The 15,014-nt window shown below is 53.2% G+C and carries 17 protein-coding genes, 1 tRNA gene and 2 pseudogenes; 11 read left to right on the top strand and 9 right to left on the bottom strand.

Annotated features, from left to right (window positions below):
* Positions 1-8 precede the first annotated feature (8 nt).
* Positions 9-938, top strand: coding sequence for a LysR family transcriptional regulator (locus ATH90_RS14470; protein ID WP_034105044.1), 930 nt, complete (start codon positions 9-11; stop codon positions 936-938).
* Between the two features lie 178 nt (positions 939-1,116).
* The gene (locus tag ATH90_RS14465) at positions 1,117-1,305 is read left to right on the top strand and encodes a hypothetical protein (protein ID WP_010210250.1); all 189 of its coding nucleotides are present in this window, start codon (positions 1,117-1,119) and stop codon (positions 1,303-1,305) included.
* Between the two features lie 15 nt (positions 1,306-1,320).
* Here ATH90_RS14465 and ATH90_RS14460 read toward each other — a convergent pair whose 3' ends face one another.
* Positions 1,321-1,701, bottom strand: coding sequence for a fe2+ zn2+ uptake regulation protein (locus ATH90_RS14460; RefSeq protein ID WP_069023695.1), 381 nt, complete (start codon positions 1,699-1,701; stop codon positions 1,321-1,323).
* Positions 1,702-1,938: 237 nt separating this feature from the next.
* Here ATH90_RS14460 and pvdQ point away from each other — a divergent pair, with 237 nt between their 5' ends.
* The 4 genes from pvdQ to ATH90_RS14440 all read left to right on the top strand — a co-directional run bounded on the left by pvdQ (position 1,939) and on the right by ATH90_RS14440 (position 5,805).
* The gene (gene pvdQ, locus ATH90_RS14455; RefSeq protein ID WP_098466579.1) at positions 1,939-4,224 is read left to right on the top strand and encodes a bifunctional acylase PvdQ; all 2,286 of its coding nucleotides are present in this window, start codon (positions 1,939-1,941) and stop codon (positions 4,222-4,224) included.
* Positions 4,225-4,436: 212 nt separating this feature from the next.
* Positions 4,437-4,510, top strand: a tRNA-Cys gene (locus ATH90_RS14450).
* A 294-nt stretch (positions 4,511-4,804) separates the two neighbouring features.
* Positions 4,805-5,260 carry a hypothetical protein gene (locus ATH90_RS14445; protein WP_170041116.1) on the top strand — a complete coding sequence of 152 codons (456 nt, stop codon included), beginning with the start codon at positions 4,805-4,807 and terminating at the stop codon, positions 5,258-5,260.
* Positions 5,261-5,436: 176 nt separating this feature from the next.
* Positions 5,437-5,805 carry a hypothetical protein gene (locus tag ATH90_RS14440; protein ID WP_098466578.1) on the top strand — a complete coding sequence of 123 codons (369 nt, stop codon included), beginning with the start codon at positions 5,437-5,439 and terminating at the stop codon, positions 5,803-5,805.
* A 138-nt stretch (positions 5,806-5,943) separates the two neighbouring features.
* On the opposite strand, the gene ATH90_RS14435 is transcribed toward ATH90_RS14440, so the two are convergent.
* The gene (locus tag ATH90_RS14435; RefSeq protein ID WP_098467680.1) at positions 5,944-6,261 is read right to left on the bottom strand and encodes a hypothetical protein; all 318 of its coding nucleotides are present in this window, start codon (positions 6,259-6,261) and stop codon (positions 5,944-5,946) included.
* 296 nt (positions 6,262-6,557) lie between these two features.
* Here ATH90_RS14435 and ATH90_RS14430 point away from each other — a divergent pair, with 296 nt between their 5' ends.
* Together ATH90_RS14430 and ATH90_RS14425 are read left to right on the top strand one after the other, a co-directional pair.
* Positions 6,558-6,944 carry a hypothetical protein gene (locus tag ATH90_RS14430; protein ID WP_141537488.1) on the top strand — a complete coding sequence of 129 codons (387 nt, stop codon included), beginning with the start codon at positions 6,558-6,560 and terminating at the stop codon, positions 6,942-6,944.
* A 202-nt stretch (positions 6,945-7,146) separates the two neighbouring features.
* Positions 7,147-7,470 carry a low molecular weight protein tyrosine phosphatase family protein gene (locus ATH90_RS14425; RefSeq protein WP_045792100.1) on the top strand — a complete coding sequence of 108 codons (324 nt, stop codon included), beginning with the start codon at positions 7,147-7,149 and terminating at the stop codon, positions 7,468-7,470.
* Between the two features lie 88 nt (positions 7,471-7,558).
* On the opposite strand, the gene ATH90_RS14420 is transcribed toward ATH90_RS14425, so the two are convergent.
* Positions 7,559-8,623, bottom strand: coding sequence for a tyrosine-type recombinase/integrase (locus ATH90_RS14420; RefSeq protein ID WP_098466576.1), 1,065 nt, complete (start codon positions 8,621-8,623; stop codon positions 7,559-7,561).
* A 3-nt stretch (positions 8,624-8,626) separates the two neighbouring features.
* The gene (locus ATH90_RS14415) at positions 8,627-8,854 is read right to left on the bottom strand and encodes a DUF4224 domain-containing protein (RefSeq protein ID WP_098467679.1); all 228 of its coding nucleotides are present in this window, start codon (positions 8,852-8,854) and stop codon (positions 8,627-8,629) included.
* Here ATH90_RS14415 and ATH90_RS14410 point away from each other — a divergent pair.
* Positions 8,841-9,347, top strand: a pseudogene (locus ATH90_RS14410) (DNA adenine methylase); the annotation flags it as partial. The gene ATH90_RS14415 and the pseudogene ATH90_RS14410 sit on opposite strands and share 14 nt — an antisense overlap.
* A 519-nt stretch (positions 9,348-9,866) precedes the next feature.
* Here ATH90_RS14410 and ATH90_RS14405 read toward each other — a convergent pair.
* A pseudogene (locus ATH90_RS14405) lies at positions 9,867-10,571 on the bottom strand (SOS response-associated peptidase family protein).
* 101 nt (positions 10,572-10,672) lie between these two features.
* On the opposite strand from ATH90_RS14405, the gene ATH90_RS14400 reads away from it, so the two are divergent.
* Together ATH90_RS14400 and umuC are read left to right on the top strand one after the other, a co-directional pair.
* Entirely contained in the window at positions 10,673-11,098 is a 426-nt protein-coding gene (locus ATH90_RS14400; RefSeq protein ID WP_098466575.1) for a LexA family protein, read from the top strand.
* Positions 11,091-12,368, top strand: coding sequence for a translesion error-prone DNA polymerase V subunit UmuC (gene umuC / locus ATH90_RS14395; protein ID WP_098466574.1), 1,278 nt, complete (start codon positions 11,091-11,093; stop codon positions 12,366-12,368). The genes ATH90_RS14400 and umuC overlap by 8 nt, the downstream gene beginning before the upstream one ends.
* A gap of 21 nt (positions 12,369-12,389) precedes the next feature.
* Here umuC and ATH90_RS29100 read toward each other — a convergent pair whose 3' ends face one another.
* The 4 genes from ATH90_RS29100 to ATH90_RS29380 form a co-directional block, all read right to left on the bottom strand.
* Positions 12,390-13,106, bottom strand: a complete 717-nt coding sequence (locus ATH90_RS29100; protein ID WP_141537487.1) for a HEPN domain-containing protein — start codon at positions 13,104-13,106, stop codon at positions 12,390-12,392.
* Positions 13,107-13,128: 22 nt separating this feature from the next.
* Positions 13,129-13,494, bottom strand: a complete 366-nt coding sequence (locus ATH90_RS29095) for a hypothetical protein (protein ID WP_141537486.1) — start codon at positions 13,492-13,494, stop codon at positions 13,129-13,131.
* A 181-nt stretch (positions 13,495-13,675) separates the two neighbouring features.
* The gene (locus ATH90_RS29090; protein ID WP_141537485.1) at positions 13,676-14,251 is read right to left on the bottom strand and encodes a hypothetical protein; all 576 of its coding nucleotides are present in this window, start codon (positions 14,249-14,251) and stop codon (positions 13,676-13,678) included.
* A 231-nt stretch (positions 14,252-14,482) separates the two neighbouring features.
* Entirely contained in the window at positions 14,483-14,659 is a 177-nt protein-coding gene (locus ATH90_RS29380) for a hypothetical protein (protein WP_170041118.1), read from the bottom strand.
* Between the last annotated feature and the right edge of the window lie 355 nt (positions 14,660-15,014).

The raw sequence follows: 15,014 nt of genomic DNA, 5'->3' as shown, positions 1-15,014 counted from the left end.
AGCTGCCTTTGGACCGTTTCAATGCGATGCGCGTGTTTACACGGATCGTCGAGCTGGGTGGCTTCGCCAAGGCCGCCGACAGCCTGCAATTGCCACGCGCTTCGGTAACGGTGCTGATCAAGCAGCTGGAAGCGCACCTGGGTGTGCAACTGTTGCAGCGCACCACGCGGCAAGTCAGCCCGACCTTGGACGGCGCCGCGTACTACCAGCGTTGCGTGCAATTGCTGTCTGACCTGGAGGAAACCGAGGCGGTGTTTTCCGCGAGTCGCCAGAGCCCGCGTGGCACCTTGAGCATCGACATGCCCTCGGGGATCGGGCGGTTGATCGTGATTCCGGCCTTGCCGACCTTCACGGCCCGCTACCCGCAGATCGAGTTGGAGATTGGCCTTAACGACCGCCCGGTGGACCTGATTCGCGAAGGTATCGATTGCGTGCTGCGCGGTGGCGCGGCACTGGATGAGTCGTTGGTGGCGCGCCCGCTGGCGATGATGGATCAACTGACCCTGGCCAGTCCGGCCTACCTCGAACGCATGGGCGTACCCGCTTCCCTGGATGACCTCGCCCACCACCACATGGTCGAATACCGCTCCAGTGCCAGCGGCAAACGGTTTGGCCTGGAGTTTGAAGTTGACGGCGAGTTGCGCCCGGTCAACCTGGCCAAGCGGGTGGCCGCCACCAGTTCCGATGGTTACTTCGCGGCCTGCGAGGCCGGGTTCGGCCTGATCCAGGCGCCGCATTATCATGCGATGCGCCAGTTGGCCCAGGGGACGCTGGTGGACGTCCTGCCGCAGATGAGGGTGCCCAGAATGGCCCTGACGGCGCTGTACCCGCCGCACCGTCAATTGTCCCAGCGTGTGCGGGTGTTCGTGGACTGGTTGGTAGCGCTCTGCGCCCAGCCCGGCACCGGTTTGCAGCGCCAGCCTCGTGCCTTGCGATAAGCGCCGCGCTGTCGCCCGGTGATCTTGCGCCGGGGCGCTGGTTGCATGCCGGCTGATTGGCCGAGCCAAAGTTTTTCATCGCCTGTAACATGAGCGCCTGTCGAACGTGCTCGCCCTTGTGCGCAGGGCAGGTTCGACGATTCACAGTGGCTACATTCTTCAGGTTCAGGAACCCGTCATGACCCAAAAGCAGCGTTTGAAATATTCGATTCTGATCGCCCTCGCCGTATTGGCGACAATGTTTGGCCTGTCCTACTTGCAGAACACCGGGGTTATCAGTGAGAAAACATTCCAGACCATCGCCATTGCTGTCGCAGTGGTCGTGGTGGTGATCAACGGCATCATGCGTCGCAAGGTCAAGCTTTAAGGGGCTGGGTGCCGATCAGGCGCGACCTTCGAGCACCTTGGCAGCCTCTTCATGGAGGCTGTAGCTTTTATCCGTATTGAGGGTGATCACGCCCTCGCTGCACAGGCGCTTGAGCACCTCGCGCACGCTGAGAAACGACAGCGGGATACCCAGCTCCAGCAAGTGGCTGTGCACGCCGCGCACCCCCAGGGTGCGCTGGTTGTCGGCGGCGGTGAGCAGGGCGTCGATGACCTTCAGCCGGATCAGGCTGGTGCGCAAGCCAAAACATTTGAGCAAATGGCGAATACGCTGGTTGCCTTGTTGTTCGGGCGCTTTGCCGAACGTTTGTGCGCCGCTGCCAAAACTGGCCTCGGCAGCCGATGAATGTCCTTCCGTGGGCACTTGCGGGTTGTACATGCAAAAACTCCTTATCAGAGCCTGATCAGGAAAAAATGAGCGCTCTTAGTTAATAAGACGAACGAGCGAGCAAAATCATGAAGTGCCGGATGTAGAAATTTTGTCGGTATCGGTTTTGTCACACCTGCGCCGCCCTCAATAAACGTCCCCTCGCGCTAAATTATTCCCGGTGGTTTGCGTTCTTACGGTGGGGTTATCAGCCCTAGTGAGGCGGTTAAATCTGACGGTGGAGTCTGCGTGATTATTTCCAATGGGTTGTCCAGGGTATGTGTGGCGGGGGTATTGCTGGGGCTGAGCGTGGTCGCCTCGGCGCGGGAGCCGATGACACACGCGTCGGCGGACATCCGTCGTACCAGCTACGGTGTGCCGCATATCCGCGCCAACGATGAGCGAGGCCTGGGCTTCGGCATTGGCTACGCCTACGCCCAGGACAACCTGTGCCTGCTGGCCAACGAAGTGGTCACGGTGAATGGCCAGCGCGCCAAGTTCTTCGGCCCTGAGCAGGCGACCCTGGAGGAGCGCAATAACCTGGCCAGCGACCTGTTCTTTAGCTGGCTCAATACGCCGCAGGCGGTCGCCGCATTCTGGAAAGCGCAGAGCCCGCAGATCCAGCAGCGCATCGAAGGCTACGTGGCCGGCTATAACCGTTATCTGCAAGAGCAGGGCGTGCCCGCCCAGTGCCAGGCGGCCTGGGTGCGACCGCTGGCGACTGAAGACGTGGTCAAATTGACCCGTCGGCTGCTGGTAGAAGGTGGTGTCGGGCAGTTCGCCGAAGCCCTGGTTGGCGCGACACCACCCCAAGCGGCGGCCAGCGTGACCACCAACGCCAAGGCGTTTGAACGCGTCGCTGCCAACCAGCAGCGCTTCGCCTTTGATCGCGGCAGTAACGCGGTGGCGGTGGGCCGTGATCGCTCTTTCAACGGGCGCGGCATGCTGCTGGCCAATCCGCATTTTCCGTGGGTGGGGGGGATGCGATTCTATGAGATGCACCTGACCATCCCCGGCCAGTTGGACGTGATGGGCGCCGCGCTTCCGGGCCTGCCAGTCGTCAACATTGGGTTTAACAGGCATGTGGCCTGGACCCACACCGTGGACACGTCCAAGCACTTCACGCTGTACCGCCTGACCCTGGATCCCAAGGACGCTACGCGCTACATGCTCGATGGCCAGTCAGTGCCGATGGATAAGACCACGGTAACCGTGCAAGTCAAACAAGCGGACGGCAGCCTCAAGGACCAGTCGCACACAGTCTATAGCTCGCAATTCGGTCCAGTGGTGCAATGGCCTGGCAAGCTCGACTGGGACAGCCACTACGCCTTCAGCCTGCGCGACGCCAACCTGGGCAACGACCGCGTGCTGCAACAGTGGTACGCGATGAACCGCGCCACCAGCCTCAAGGAACTGAAAACCTCGGTGCACACCCTGCAAGGCATCCCGTGGGTCAACACCCTGGCCACCGATGACCAGGGCGAAAGCCTGTACATGAACCAATCGGTGGTGCCCAACGTCAGCGCGGCCAAGCTCGCGCAGTGCAGTGACCCACGCGCGGGCGTGCAGATGATCATGCTCGACGGCGCCCACAGCGCCTGTGCCTGGGACATCAACCCACGCGCCGCTCAGGCCGGTATCTTCGCGGCCGACCAACTGCCGCAACTGCAACGCACCGACTACGTCCAGCATTCCAACGACTCGGCGTGGCTGGCCAACCCCAAGGCGCCACTGACCGGCTTTTCCCCGGTGATCAGCCAAGACCACATCGGCCTCGGCCCGCGCGCACGTTTTGCCCTGCAACGCCTGCAATCTTTGACAAAGCCGATCAGCGTCACCGACCTGCAAAACATGGTGATGGACAACGAGGTGTACCTGGCTGGCCAAGTCATGCCCGACCTGCTCGATTTCTGCGCCAACCACCTCGGCACCGACGCCACCGCCCTGCAACCCCTGTGCAGCAGCCTGAAAAACTGGGACCAGCGCGCCAACCTCAACAGCGGCATTGGCCTGGTGCACTTCATCAACCTGGTGGAGCACCTGCAGCAAATCCCTGACGCCTGGCGCGTGGCCTTCGACCCGGCCCAGCCGCTCACCACCCCACGTGGCGTGGCCATCGACCGCGCCGACGTCGCCAAAGCCTTGCGCGAAGCCATGCTCGCCTCGACGGCCGACGTCGCCAAACTCGGCCTGACCGCCGACAGCACATGGGGCGACATCCAGGTCTCCGGCCAAACCCCCATCCACGGTGGCCCGCAGGAACTGGGCATCTACAACGCCATGCAAACCGTGCCCCGCGCCGACGGCAAACGCGAAGTCGTCAGTGGCACCAGCTACCTGCAAATCGTCACCTTCGGCGACCAGGGCCCGCATGCCCAGGGCGTCCTCGCGTTCTCCGAGTCCAGCAACCCGGCCTCCGCGCATGCCAAGGACCAAACCCAGGCGTTCTCCCAGAAAAAACTCAACCTGCTGCCGTTCACAGAAGCCCAGATCAAGGCCGACCCGCAGTACCAACAACTGCGCATCAAGGAGTAGGGCAACACCGCAACCCCTTGATGCCAATACGAAATATTTTTGAAATCAAGGGGTTGCACGCGTTCGCAAATACGTACATAATGGCGCCCATCGAACGCAACGAAGCATTAAAAACTTCAATGTATTCAATAATTTAGAGTAGAGGCAGGGTTATACAGCCCACTCAAGTTTTTATGCGGTGAGTGTCAGCAGTTGGGACATTGATCGTTTGAGGCCGAGTAGCAAAATGGTTATGCAGCGGATTGCAAATCCGCCTACGCCGGTTCGATTCCGACCTCGGCCTCCACTCTTAGAAGCCCCGTAGATTAACGTCTACGGGGTTTTTTATTGCCTGCGATTTGGTCATCGCTTCCGCAATTTTTCGGATCGCTTCCGCATCCCTACCTTTTTTCGAGAAATTTAAGACGCCGTTATCGGCATGCCTCTCCTCGATTGGACGTGGGATTGTGCTCGAGGCTAAGGAGCCTCAGCGTCTACTAACGGCCAGAAGCAGCCATTCATAATCCTCTAAGGTATAGAGATGCTAACCTCCCTGGGCCAAACTGAGGCAAGGCACCTGAGAGATTCCGGGGATTTAAAAATGGAAAAAACACTCTCCTCGACATTTATGCGCACCAAAGGGAAGCCCATAAGTTTCAATGGAAAAACTGTCGTTGCGATCATTGAGATCAAGATCACAGAGCCCAGAACCGTCTTTTCAGTTCGTCGATTGGGCGCTACGAACGGTCGAGTGCAAGGACTGGCATTAAAGATAAAGGGCGGGCAAATTGTCGTCGAAGGCTCTGGCAACGGCTGTCCCGAAATAGTTTTGTGGTCTGATACCAGTCCCGATGCTTTGGAGATAGAAGTGTTTTCTAAAGGTGGAAACGTTCTAAAAATCTGGAACGTCTGGAAGAGCGCTTTTGGCATGAATGCATGGGTTGGCAATGCTGGAATTCACGTCCACGGGACCGATGGCACGATGACGTTGGAATGTAGCGACGGGGTGGGTGATGTCGACTTCTCCGATTATGTGGTTGTTGTGGAAAAACGATAATGCACGGAGTTATGTCGGCTTTGGGTCGATTCCGGTCTGTTTCGACTGACTGGTTTGGGTCGATTGCTGCCGGTCGCGGAAGGCAGCAACCGGCCCAAAGCGGACTGTAGACAGATAGCTGCTGGCATTCCTACGCTGGCATTCTAGTAATCACACAACGCTGAAAAGGAACATTCATGTTGGTCATTCAAATTGATCGGGATAGCGTGCATGCAGGGGATGATCTGGAAAGTCGTAGGACTTCAATCAGGCTTGATCCAGCAGTAACACTGCGCGCTTTGTTCGAAACGATCCAAGGTATGGGTTACCTGCCTGGCATCAGTGGAGGCAAGGCGACGTGGATTATTTGTTCGTCTGGCAAACACATAGGTGTTTTAGCTCAGCAATGGCCAGAAACTAAATTGTTAATCCCCGCCGAGAGCTTCCTGAGTCAGTATTTTGGGGATACCGAACCTCGCCTTCTGTTCAGATATTGGTGCCAGGCAGATCCAGACCATGTCTTTTCACAGATCAAAGCTGGAAATGAACCGCCGTCTCGATTTTAGGACTGGCGGGGGCTACCTACTGATCAAGAAGCTAATATGTCTGCTTTAGGTTGTGGCGGCCTGTTGCAAAGGTGGGCTACCGATCTATAGCTGCATCCTTTCGTTATCAGAATCAGGTCGAAGACTCACACCGATAAGCTAAAGTTTTTCGTAAACCACCTCGAATTCTTCACCCAATTCCTGTTGGATGGATTTCAGTAATTTAGCGGCGGCCTCGTCAAATCTTGCGTAATCGTCTGCACTCCAAGGGCCGGGATCAGGAGGATAGTCCCAGTTCAACGAGGTGTCATGCCACTGTGAAAGTTCGTTAAGCATTGCCTGGACTTCGTTACTGAGTGGTAGCCTCTCTTCAATAGGCCCTACAGAAAATTTTTCCCGGGCAATAGTGTTTCCACACCAAAGGCAGCCTCCGCCCCATTCGAACATTAAGCGAACTCGATAGCGTTTTGCCCTCATCATTGGGCTCCATTTTTTTGTGGGTAAATGGTGCGCACAATAGCGCTGGCAAAGATATCCACGCTAGGCAGGCAACTGTTACGACAGTCAGCAATGGGCCGTTTTCTGTCTGTCCCTAGGGGCAGGAAACGACCCAAACCAGTCAGTCGAAACAGACCGGAATCGACCCAAAGCGGACATTGCCTGTAGCTGAAGTTGACCGACCATGAATCCGTATTGCAGCATGGAATTGAAGTGTGGCACCGCTGTGCGACCACTCTGTAAGCGCGACCTTCGCACCTAACCGGAAGAAGCTCATGATCATGGTGTTATCGAAGGTCGAACTCAAGGAACTGTCGGTGAAAGCGGAAGCAGAGGGTTTAACGCTGAGTGATCTAGCCCCCATTTGCGAAAGGTTCGGCGTTGCACCGCATGATGTGCTGAACGGACTGTCCGTCGCGGTTGCGGAAGGCTTTCTCCAAGGATCTCTACCCTATGATTTTTGCGACGGCGTTATGAACGGGATCATAAATGCTGTGGTTGAAGTAGGCATGACTAACGATATGCCTCAGCCCGCTTTCTCGCTTTACCAGGCATTCGATCAAGGTGAATGGTTCCGCAGTAACGACCCACCGGAAACTGACCCCAATGAGAAATACACGAAGTATGTGGTCGAGGAAATAATGCGTACCCTTAGAGACTAGCTTTCACAGATCGGGAAGTTTCCGCTTTTCGGCTGGAAGGTAGTGGATCGAAGGCCGCTTTTGGCCGATAGCAGCTCTTGTTGTCAGGCAATAATCGGCCAGAATGGACACATTTTTTCATTCCCAGAAGCTACGCAGTCAGTATGTCAACGTGTCCGAACCTGAGCGTCGGATCTCCGGAACAATTTGGAGCTAACCCACTTTGAATGTGTTGTTCATCTGCGGAAAAAACCGCCTACGTAGTCCGACCGCCGAGCACCTTTTTGCTGATTGGTCGGGAGTTGAGACAGCATCGGCTGGTGTCAATAACGATGCGGATGTACCTGTAAGCCAGGAGCTTCTAAGGTGGGCCGATCTCATTTTTGTTATGGAGCAAATCCATCGAAAAAAGCTGACTGCTCGCTTCACCTCGGAGTTGGCAAATAAACGTATCATCTGTCTGAATATTTCGGATGATTACGAATACATGGCACCTGCTTTGATCAAACTGCTGGAAGCGAGAATCGGGCGTTATTTATTCTCCTGATGTTATGTCCGCCTGTGGGCTGTCTCCACCTGATCAGTCGACTGACCGCTTTTGGCCGTTTTCTGCCTGTCGTACAGGTAGTAACGTGTCATTTCGTAGGCTTCACAATTTCACCGACTCGCCGATATACCTTCTTGGTCATTTCCTCTGTGGAGTGACCTAGTAGGCGGCTAGCGTGCGTCAGCTCGATCTCGCTGGCAGCTTTTGGTCTGATATCCTTGAACTGAAACTGACGAATGCTCGTTGCCAGCGCGGGATCACCATCAGCTGACGCTTTGATTGCTGCCTTCTCTCGTGCGTCGTCCCACCGATTACGCAGCATCTGCTGGCTCATCCGAAGTCCAGACGCGTTTGTTATCAAAGTTGACGTGCGGATTCCATTGACGGCTCTGCGTTCTTGCAGGTCGTCGATAAAGGTACTCAGGGCGGATTGGATTCCGTCATCTTCCAAACGAAGACGGAGACGTTTTTCGGTCTTGCCCTGACCAATCAGCAAAAAGCCATTGTTCAAGTCGGTGGCTGCAATCTTGAGCACATCAGCGGGACGTTGCCCGGTCAGGTAGGCCAGATCCATCGCGTCCTTGAGTTCCTGTACCGCTTCCGCGTATACCGCGTTCCATACGGTTGCACCGGCATAATAGTCCCGTGGCTTTTCCTTGTTGCGGCGAACGCCAAAGCAAGGGTTTGCTTTGTCAGTCAGCCCCCATTCTCGTGCAATGGTGAATGCATGGGAGAGCAGGGCGATCTCACGGTTGGCCCTCACCTTGGCTGTCCTAGCGTCACGGTACTGCGCTACTACTTGAGGCGTGATCGACTCAATAGGGGCGCTCTCAAATGCTCTTCTTAGCTGCTTGAGTTCCTTGCGGTTGTCGGATTGGGTGCGAATCGACTTGCCCGGGATGATTTCCTTTTCGTAGCGATCAAATACATAGCTCATCAGATGGGTAGGCTTAGGCGGTGTCTTGCGCTCCAGTCTTGCCCATTCCACTTTGGCCTGATCGAGGTCTGTCCCGAGTGGGATTTCCTTCCGCTTCCCGTCGGTAGTTCTCCCGTCGTAGTAATACGATGTCCAAGTCTTTCCACTCTTACCCTTGCGCGTGCGCCGTATCATCCGTGGTGGCAGATCTCTATTGGCTTTACTTCTCTGGCGCATCAGTCAGCCCACCTTTGCAAGGTCGAGCGACCAGGTTTCAGCCACAGTATTAGCAGCGGATGGTTTGACTCCTGACAGTTTCAGTCTGGCATAAATCCGGCCAACTATTGGGCGGCGAGCGCCTGTCAGAACAAACTCCCAGTGGTTTTCGGTCAACCACTGGATCTGCTTGGAGGGGATTTGATAGCCGGTGATGGTCGCCAGTTCTTCATCGGCAACCCTCACCGACATCCAGCGCGCCGCCCGGTTCTTCTACCTGCAGCATCATGCCTTTGCCGGCAAGGTGACGGGGCAGACTTTTGGTACCGCGACTACAGGCCCGGCCATCAACCTGCTTCGGATCGAGGATAACCTCTCTGCAGCGTGGCAGCGGTTGTCCGGCACCTACGTCGAAAACCTCCCTTGGCTTGAATGTGCTGAACGCTACGACCGTGCGCACACCTTTCACTACATGGATCCGCCTTACTGGAAGACGGTAGGCTATGGCGTGGATTTCTCCTTTGAAAACTACGAGCGTATGGCTGATTTCATGCGTCGGTGTAAAGGCAAGGTGATGGTCAGCATCAACGATCACCCGGACATCCGGCAGGTGTTTGAGGGCTTTCATTTCGAGTACCTCGACATTCGTTATAGCAACACCAATCAACGCCAAGGAAAGGCAGAGGTAACCGGTGAACTTGTCATCATGAACTGGATACCCTCTGAGCTTGGTGGCTTGTTTTAATCTCGCAATAACATTTGAATTAGTTTGACGATCTCAATGGCCAAGGTGAGGACGCGTTCAATAAGTTCGATCATCATATTTTTCTCTAGGCTGAGCTTGGCTATCCGGCGCGTTATTGGCGTCGGCTGTGGTTAGCTTTAAAAGACGTGGAGATTAAATAGATACTTCGACTTAGCTGTCAATGATCTTCAGTATTTTTTATGATGGCTGCGCGCTAAGCCGCAGCCCTACGTTGTCAAGGGGGCGTGGGAATGGAAGTTTCTCAGCTGTTAAGGCTATACAGGTTATCTAGGTTACGTAAGCTATATAAGTTACGTACTTGCTTACTTACGTACATACGTAGTTTTCTTGGAGGTTTGGCTTTTAGCTATCTAAAGATATCTTAGGGATAGCTAGTGGATATCCACTAGCTACTAAAAGGATATCTTACTAATATTGCGTGAATGTCCTTGTTACATTCACGAGTTACGCTTTAGGTGCCGTCGTACAGCTCCTCTGTTTGTGTTGGGATTGGCTGTGTTATTTTTTCTCTGAGCCTGCTATCGGCGTAATCAAGTCTGAACCTTGGTTTCGAACGTTGCCTACCGGGGTGCCAACCCGAAACCACTCAAAGTCATCTACTGGCTGACAACACGTTTTTGCTATTTCCTCGGCCCGGCACGGAGTAAGGCTGGGGTCGATCCATTCCCTGGCATGTTCAAGTGTCAGTACCAACGGCTTGCGGTCATGGATATCCACCATGCCCTGATCACTGGCGGCGGTGATGATCACAAATCCGTCGTCCACGTGGGGATCCAGGCCAGGATGAACTTGAGCGAGCGCGCCAAAGAACATAGGCTTGTGACTCTTCAGGCGAATGAAGTAGGGCTGCTTTCTCTTCGGATCGTCAGGGTCTTTGACCCACTCATACCACCCTTCACTTGGCACCAGGGCTCGGCCATTCGGTCAGAGCTGTTTGAAGAATTTCCCTGTGGTGGCCGTCTCGACCCGGGCGTTGATCGGACCCGGGCGCTTACCCTTCGCCCAGAACGGCGCCCATCCCCATTTCACTGCATCGATATGCAGTCCGTCCTCAGTTGTGTTTAGAACCTGCACCCGCGTTGACGGTGCGACGTTGTAGAGATCAATTGGCTGAGCGTCATACCCACTGAACAGCTCTATCTGCGGGCTTAGCTCTTCAATGAAGATTGCCATCCCTTCGTACTGCACGAATCGCCCACACATACGCATCCCTCCGCTTGTCGAAATCCCCTACAGAAAAATTGACCGCAAGCGTCCCACAAAGTTAACTGTACATTCATACAGTAATTGTGAAAGGCCGCATCATGAGCTTCACCATTCTAGGTCCCATCGCTGAGGTCGGCGCGAAGTTGCCGTTGTGCTCGTTCCAGGTTCCGGCCGGTTTTCCGTCGCCGGCAGCGGACCACATCGAGCAGCACATCTCGTTGGATGAGGTCCTGAATATTCGTGCGCCCCACGTGTACCTGGTGGCAATCACCGGGGAGAGCATGCAGGGCGTCGGGATCTTCGATGGTGACCTAGCGGTAGTGGATCGTGCCATTGAGCCGACCCACGGGCATGTGGTGGTGGCACTGCTGAATAATGAGCCCGTCTGCAAGCGCTTGTGTAAGCGCGGTCGGGAAGTTGTCCTGCTTTCCGAAAATCCCAAGTTCCCGGCACGCTACGTTCTCGAAGGCGACGAACTGTCGATCTGGGGCGTGATCACCAGCACAGTGCGCAGCCATGTCTAAGCAGCAGCCCACCTTCGCACTGATCGATTGCAACAGTTTCTATGCCAGCTGCGAGAGAGTATTCCGGCCCGACCTGGCGAAGGTGCCGATCGTGGTGCTGAGCAACAACGATGGCTGTGTCATCGCCCGTAGCTACGACGCGAAGCCCTTCATCAAGATGGGCGAGCCGTATTTCCAGATCAAACACAAGCTCAAGCAGCACGGCATTGTCCCTTTCTCCTCAAACTATGCGCTGTACGGCGACATGAGCGAGCGCGTGATGAGCCTGATCGAGGCGATGGTGCCGGCGGTTGAGGTGTACAGCATCGACGAGGCGTTCGCCGATCTGACTGGTATCGGTGAGCTGGATGCCTTAGGCCGGCACATTCGGGCCCAGGTGCTTCGCTGCACTGGTATCCCGGTCGGTGTTGGTATAGCTCATACAAAAACCCTGGCGAAGCTGGCAAACCACACCGCGAAGCGCCTGCAGTCCCAAACCGGTGGCGTGGTCAACATCACCGATCCGGTTAAGCGTGACTGGGTGCTACGCAATACGGACGTCGCGGAAGTGTGGGGCGTTGGCCGAAAGATGAAACTCTATCTTGATGCTATGGGGATCAAGTCGGCTATGGACCTGGCTAAGGCCGACCCGTGGACACTCCGTAAGAAGTTCAGCATTGTGATAGAGAAGACGGCCAGGGAGTTAGGCGGCACGCCTTGCCTAGAGCTGGATGAGCCGGATCCGCCGAAGCAGGAGATCTGCTGTAGCCGCATGTTCGGCATTAGGCTGACAGAGTTGCCGCCCATCAAAGAGGCGGTGGCCACTTATATGATGCGTGCCTCTGAGAAGCTGCGTGCTCAGAACTCTCTGTGCAAGAAGGTTCGCGTGTGCATCCGCACGGGCATGTTCAACCCGGAGGAGGCTAAGTATGCCAACGGGGTGGTGGTGGAGATGCCATATCCCACCGACGACGTGCGCCTGCTTACGCAGGCAGCCGTTGGAGCGCTTGATCGCATATACCGCCCAGGTTTCAAATACAGCAAGGCTGAGGTCATGTTGTTGAGTCTCTGCCAGCCAGGCGAGTACACCGACGATCTGTTCGCGGCCTCACAGCCTGAGGAGCCTACAAGGGTGATGACAGTGCTGGATCAGATCAACGGTAGGTGGGGAAGGGGTACGTTGCGTTCGGCCAGTGTGCCGGCGAACCCAGAGTGGGGAATGCGCCGCGAGATGATGAGTCAGAGCTATACCACTAGGTTGGATCAGTTGTGGACTATTAACTGTAGGTAGTAGTTTAGAAAATGTAAGTGACTAGGATCCGGATCTAAATCGGCTAGCTTTTTTTAATAAAAATATTTTTCTCTCTAAGTCACCCGACGGAAGCGGAGAGTCTAGGAAGTAATTCGCCTCTGAAACACTCAAAAGATCTTTGTTTCCCACGTAAAAAAAAATTAGATGCACGAATATATTATGAAGTTGGTGGCCGATCTGGTTGGCCAAATTCGAACTGTGATTTCCGTGCACATTTCTGTTTCTATACACTTTTGCTACTTCTAATATTTGGCGGACTAGTTCTTGGTCTTTATAAAGATAAGAGCAGCGCTTAATTATAATTTCGCTCTTATCACTTTCTCCGACAGTCGATTCGAGAGCTCCCCAGAGTTTTATAATAAGGTGATCGTTGTTGGGTTCGTCGAGTGCTCTGATATATCGAATGATACCGTCTCTAATTTTTTCGCCTCCTCTGATTTGCTCAATGCGCTTGATAATTTTTCTAATACGTAACGCAGTTTGCTTTAATTTTTCGGGTTTGAAAACATGAGTGGGGCGGTGAGTGTACTCTGGCTCATACCAATATTCTTTACTTGCAAGAGCACCGTCTTCGCTATGAACGCTGTGCAATCCACCTAGGCGGATTCGGTTAATTCCTTTCTTTTTGCTCCCTAAAAGCGAAATCGACATGCCAGGATTTGCAAAAAAAGAAAGTATTCCACGTATGAAGTCAACTTCTTCAATGGCGGCATACATTGCGTCATCTGGAGTTCTCGCTTCAACTTTTATTACTAGGCCTGCATAAAGGCGTATGAGGGCTGGAGTGTTTCCATAGTTTATCGTATTGCTCCCTGTGCTTGAATTTTTTTGGAAGCCCAGATTGATATATTTTTATTTCAATTTCATTGGTTATGAATTTTTTTATAGGGAGCCTGCCGTTTATAGAAATGGATGAAGCTATAAGAAAGATTTTTTTGTTCTTTGCTATGTAAACTTTAAGTTTTGTATTTATAGATTCTAGCAGTGTTGCAGGTAAATTGGTGTCGGTTATTTTTGACGTCTTGGCAAATGCGTTCAGCGCGGAGTCAAATATATCATCTTCCGTTTTGGGGGAGATAAATTCTTTCCCCTCGAAAAGAATCATGCTTCTAAGTATTCCCTTGTTCTAAAAATATGAGAACGTTTCGTACTGCACTTGTCCGCTCTCATTTATTGAAGAGCTTTTGAGGATTAAATTGATAAAAATTAAAGGTTTAAATTTGCTGCTTTTGTCGCTCCATTTTGCCTGCATGTTAATCTCCTGTTGTCTGTTTTTAGGTGTGATCTTAAATTGGAGACTTTGCCCACAACACCAGAAGAGTAAGCAGCCAATACACAAGACTGGATGCGCCTATAAAAACTAACGACCAAAGTATAAAGACTTGAACTTTTCCAATAGGAGCCATTGGGACAACATTTATATATTTTGCTAACACCTCGTCAGATTTGCAATAGCTATTAATGTTTTGATATGTCTGGGGTGGGAAGTATAAGTAACCGATAGCAATTTGCTCGCCAGGAACTAAAGTTGGGATTAAAATTTCTCCTGTATTGTCGGTGTTTCTATTCACTTCATAGTTTAATGGTGGGGTGATTTGGAAGTCGGGTAGAAAATAATGACCAATTCGCACATTAGTTGCAGACTTTTTTCCTGTGTTACGAACTGCGATTGTATGAGTATGAACTATTATAGGCGGGGCTTTAGAGTCGCTCTGGTTGCGGGTGGGTATCGCAATTGAATGAATCATATAGCAGACGAGCTTTGGCTTGGCGTCTAAGTAGACTTTCGTCAATAGACCAACTACGCCTGTCAAAAAAGGTGCTGCTAACTTTACAACGGCTTCGAGCGTAAATTCCATCATCTGCTTGCAGTCCATGGTAGTGAGAGCAAAATAATATCACTTTTGGCTTTTGCTAGGTAGTAATCAGATTGCTTGGACGAGTGATTCTGCTAATTACTCTGCGTAACCACCGGTTCAGTTGATAAAGCTAATAGCCTATTTCTGGTAAATAGCAAGTTGGCAGTATAATTTGTATTATCCATTATCAGGCTTACCTGAGGCGATTCTGAAGTCAACTCGGGAAGCCGATGGCTAGTCACGATTCGTATTCTTGAGTTTGGCCAAGCCCTGTTTGATGTAGCCGGAGTTTTCACCAATCGTTTCAAGCGCCCCACGGACGTTATTCCCAACCTCTGACGAGCTTTTCTGTTCGACGTGCGGTGTCAGCTCCATTAAGGCCGCCTCTAAGGCCATTTTGTTGCTGTACATCCTCTCCAGTACATCGGACAGCGAATAATTATCTGCATGGCGTGGGCTCCTTCCGAGAAAAAAGTACCAGCATCGTATCGGTCGTGTCCCTGTCATGCATTGATTTCAGCTTGCTTAGAAATTGCTACAACGCGAAGGGGTTGAAGCGTATTAGCTCCATGGAGCCAATGGGTTGGGAAAGGGCTAGGTCCAATCCATCATCGGAGTGAGGGATAGGCTGATCCGAGCGGGACCGGTGGGGCAAAAATGGCGCAAACCATACGCCAATCTATGCCATCTAATGCCCATTATGCATTTACGCAAGCTGGCGGGGAAGGGCGTCAGGGTGCGCAATCATTGGATTATCCCCCAAGGT

The organism is Pseudomonas lurida, from assembly GCF_002563895.1.
Taxonomy (GTDB): Bacteria; Pseudomonadota; Gammaproteobacteria; order Pseudomonadales; family Pseudomonadaceae; genus Aquipseudomonas; species Aquipseudomonas lurida.
The sequence above is the reverse complement of the archived record's forward strand: the minus strand, read 5'-3'. Positions and strand labels throughout refer to the sequence as shown.